We start from the raw sequence: 3,720 nt of genomic DNA on the forward strand, positions 1-3,720 counted from the left end.
TCGCAGCCGCGCTGGCCCTGCTGCTGCTCCTGCTCGTCCGACCGCGGCTCCTGCACGCGCTGAACCGCGGCGCGGACCCGCACCGCACCGGCATCGACGGACTGGTGGGGCTCTCCGGCACGGTGGCCGTCGCCTTCACGTCCTCGTCGCCCGGGCAGGTCCGCCTCGCGAACGGCGAGACCTGGAGCGCGCGCCTCGCCGGTGACCCCTCCGATCGTCTGCCCGCCCTGGGCACCCCCGTCGTCGTCGAGTCCATCGAAGGCTCGACCGCCGTCGTCCGCATCAACCAGAAAGACGTCTCATGACCCTCTCAACGGGGACGATCCTGCTCCTCCTGCTCATCCTGGTCGTCGTCATCTTCGTGATCGTCGTGCTCGCTCGCGCGATCCGGATCGTGCCGCAGGCCACCGCGGGCATCGTCGAACGCCTCGGGAAGTACCACAAGACGCTCAGCCCGGGGCTGAACCTCCTGGTGCCGTTCATCGACCGGCTCCGGCCGCTCATCGACATGCGTGAGCAGGTCGTCTCGTTCCCGCCGCAGCCGGTGATCACCGAGGACAACCTGGTGGTCTCCATCGACACCGTCGTCTACTTCCAGGTGACGGACGCGCGGGCCGCGACCTACGAGATCGCGAACTACCTCGGGGCGGTGGAGCAGCTCACCACGACGACGCTCCGCAACGTCGTCGGTGGCCTGAACCTCGAAGAGGCCCTCACGAGCCGCGACAACATCAACGGTCAGCTCCGCGTCGTCCTCGACGAGGCGACGGGCAAGTGGGGCATCCGCGTCGGCCGCGTCGAGCTGAAGGCGATCGAGCCGCCCGTGTCGATCCAGGACGCGATGGAGCAGCAGCTCCGAGCCGAACGGAACCGTCGTGCGGCGATCCTGCAGGCCGAAGGAACGAAGCAGTCGGCGATCCTCGAGGCCGAGGGCCAGCGGCAGGCAGCGATCCTCCAGGCCGAGGGTGATGCCAAGGCCCAGGTGCTCCGTGCCGAAGGTGAAGCGCAGGCGATCGCGACGGTGTTCGACGCGATCCACACCGGGGACCCGGACGAGAAGCTGCTGTCCTACCAGTACCTGCAGACCCTGCCGAAGCTGGCCGAGGGCACGGCGAACAAGCTCTGGATGATCCCGAGCGAGTTCACGAAGGCGCTGTCCGGCATCGCCGAGGGCTTCACCGCGGGACGCAGCGGCGGTGCGCCGTCGGCCGGCGGCACAGGCGGAGCTGACTTCCTCGCGCGGATCTCGAAGCTGGCGAACGAGAGCCTGGCGAACACGGCTGCAGCGAACACCGCGGCCGGCGCTGCTCCGCGTCCGGATGCGACCGCGGCCGACATCGTGCCGGAGTCCGACCTCGACCAGCGGCTGGCGGACTCCGACAAGAGCGTTGACCAACGACTCGCGGCGGCTGACGAAGCGACCGACCGGGAGCTCGGCGACACCAAGTAGCCCGCAGCACGCGACGACGCCCGCCTCGGTTCCCCGTGGCGGGCGTCGTCGCGTTGCTTGGTGCTTCCGACCTCAGCCGTGTTGCAGCAGCGAGGTGGTCGATCAGTCGGTCAGGCTCCGCGGCGGGCGCGGAGGAACTGCAACCGTTCCTCGAGCAGTTCCTCGAGTTCCTCACGGGAGCGCCGCTCGAGCAGCATGTCCCAGTGGGTGCGTGGTGCCTTGACGTCCTCTTCGGCGACCTCGACGGGCACGCCGTCATCACCGAGCAGACGTCCTTCGCGCCCGGAGCGAGGGTCCGACCAGGTCGATGGGACCTCTGCTTCGGCCGAGAAGATCACGTCGAAGGTCTCGCCGGAGTCCGCCTGGTAGACGGCGCGCTTCCGGTCGGAGAGTTCGACTCCTTCTTCGCTCTGGAGACTCTGACTCCCGAGTCGCATGCCGCGAAGACTTCGATCAGCCATCTGTGTGCTCCTTCCGCTCGTCGTCCTGCCCTGCACAACACTGTTCCACCAGTGTTCGTTCCTCGACCCGTGCATTCACAGTGCGTTCCCAGAGGGCGGCGCCGGGAGCGGGGATGTCGCGCGATCCGGCGTCGTGCGGAGTGCGCGGGCGGGGTGGCAGCGGTCGGGGGACGTCGGTGCAGAACGACCGCGCCGATGTCGTACGACAACGGCGGTGTCGCTACCCCGCGCGCGCGATCGTCAGCGGGCGCAAAGAACACGGCGCCGATGTCGCACGACGACGGCGGCGTCGCACGACGACGGCGGCGTCGCACGACGACGGCGGCGTCGCACGACGACGGCGGCGTCGTTCCGGGGCGACGACCCGTCCCCGCGCGCGCGATCGTCAGCGGGCGCAAAGAACGACGGCGGCGTCGCACGACGACGACGGCGGTGTCGTTCCGGGGCGACGACCCGTCCCCGCGCGCGCGATCCTCAGCGGGCGCAAAGAACGACGGCGCCGATGTCGTACGACAACGACGGCGTCGTTCCGGGGCGACGACCCATCCCCCCGCGCGCGATCGTCATCACCGGCCGTGCCCGTCACGCCGACGCCGCGCCCACGGAGCGCACGCGAGCAGCACGAGCAGCCCCCCGAGCGACACGAGCAACGTCACGGGGCCGGAGAACAGCGTCGCCGGCGTCGTCCCGGTCCCGAGCGGCACGTCCGTCACCATCGACGTGGCGGTGTACGCCGGCACCTTGTCGATCGTCCGTCCGCTCGGGTCGATCACCTGCGACGCCCCGACGGTCGAGATGTTCACGAGGGACCGCCCCGTCTCGATCGCCCGCATCCGCGCGATCTCGAGCTGCTGCAGGTTCTCGTCGGTGCCGTCGAAGTCGGCGTTGTTCGTCTGCGCCAGGATGACCTGCGCTCCCCCACGAGCCATGTCCGTCGTGAGGCCGTCGTCGACGATGTCGAAGCAGATCGAGATCCCGGCCTTGATGCCCGCGACGCTGAGGACGTTCGGCTTGGTGCCCGGGGTGTAGTCGCGCTGCAGCAGCCCGATGAGCGAGGGTGCGAGCTTCGAGAAGAACCACCGGTCCGGGACGTACTCGCCGAACGGGACGGGCCGCTTCTTGTCGTAGGAGGACTGCCAGCCGTCGGCGGTCCACACGAACGAGGTGTTGTGGAGCACGCCGGACCGCGTCTGGGTGATCGCGCCAGCGACGATCGGCGCACCCACGGACGTGACGACGGAGTCGAGCGCCGACGCCACGGCCGGCTGCTGCCGCGGGTCGAACTCCGCGGACGCCTCCGGCCAGACGACGAGGTCGACGCCCTTCGCCTCGACGTCGGTGGCGGCGAGCTGCGCGGCGAGCACTTCTCCCGGGCTCGCGCCGTCGAAGTAGCCCGCCGGCCCGTTGCCCTGCACCGACTCGATGCGGATCGTGCCGTCGATCGCGGTCGGCCACGCAGGCACGGCGAGCACGGCGCCGACGAGGAGTCCGGCGGTCGCGATCCGCACCGGGGGCCGGAACGACCTGCCGAGCTCGGTGGGGACGACGAGCGCGAGCGACACGATGACCGCGACGCAGTAGACGACGACGAAGGTCAGGCCGAGCACCCCGAAGTACGCGGCCAGGTGCGTGAACGGGCCCTGCGACTGCGAGAGGCCGACGCGCCCCCACGCGAACCCGCCGTAGGGCCAGCTCCCCGAGAACCACTCGCGCCCGGTCCAGAGTGCCGCGACCACCGTCGGGAGGCCCCACACCCGCCCGGCGGTCGACGGCACCACGCGTGCGACCCACCGGGTAGGCGAGCGCGAT

General features: G+C 70.4%; 4 protein-coding genes. 2 read left to right on the plus strand and 2 right to left on the minus strand.

The window, feature by feature from the left end; translation table 11 throughout:
• Together I59_RS03830 and I59_RS03835 are read left to right on the plus strand one after the other, a co-directional pair.
• On the plus strand, positions 1-305 hold a 305-nt coding region (locus tag I59_RS03830; RefSeq protein WP_022902735.1), incomplete at its 5' end, for an NfeD family protein.
• Positions 302-1,450: an SPFH domain-containing protein gene (locus I59_RS03835; protein ID WP_022902736.1), complete on the plus strand. Its 1,149-nt coding sequence runs from the start codon at positions 302-304 to the stop codon at positions 1,448-1,450. The genes I59_RS03830 and I59_RS03835, both read left to right, overlap by 4 nt.
• 110 nt (positions 1,451-1,560) lie before the next feature.
• Here I59_RS03835 and I59_RS03840 read toward each other — a convergent pair whose 3' ends face one another.
• Positions 1,561-1,911 carry an RNA polymerase-binding protein RbpA gene (locus tag I59_RS03840; RefSeq protein WP_022902737.1) on the minus strand — a complete coding sequence of 117 codons (351 nt, stop codon included), beginning with the start codon at positions 1,909-1,911 and terminating at the stop codon, positions 1,561-1,563.
• A 566-nt stretch (positions 1,912-2,477) separates the two neighbouring features.
• The coding region (gene lnt, locus I59_RS03845) for an apolipoprotein N-acyltransferase (protein ID WP_042726435.1) at positions 2,478-3,720 on the minus strand (1,243 nt) is incomplete at its 5' end.

Origin of the sequence: Curtobacterium sp. B8 (genome assembly GCF_000333315.1) — a bacterium.
Lineage (GTDB): Bacteria > Actinomycetota > Actinomycetes > Actinomycetales > Microbacteriaceae > Curtobacterium > Curtobacterium luteum.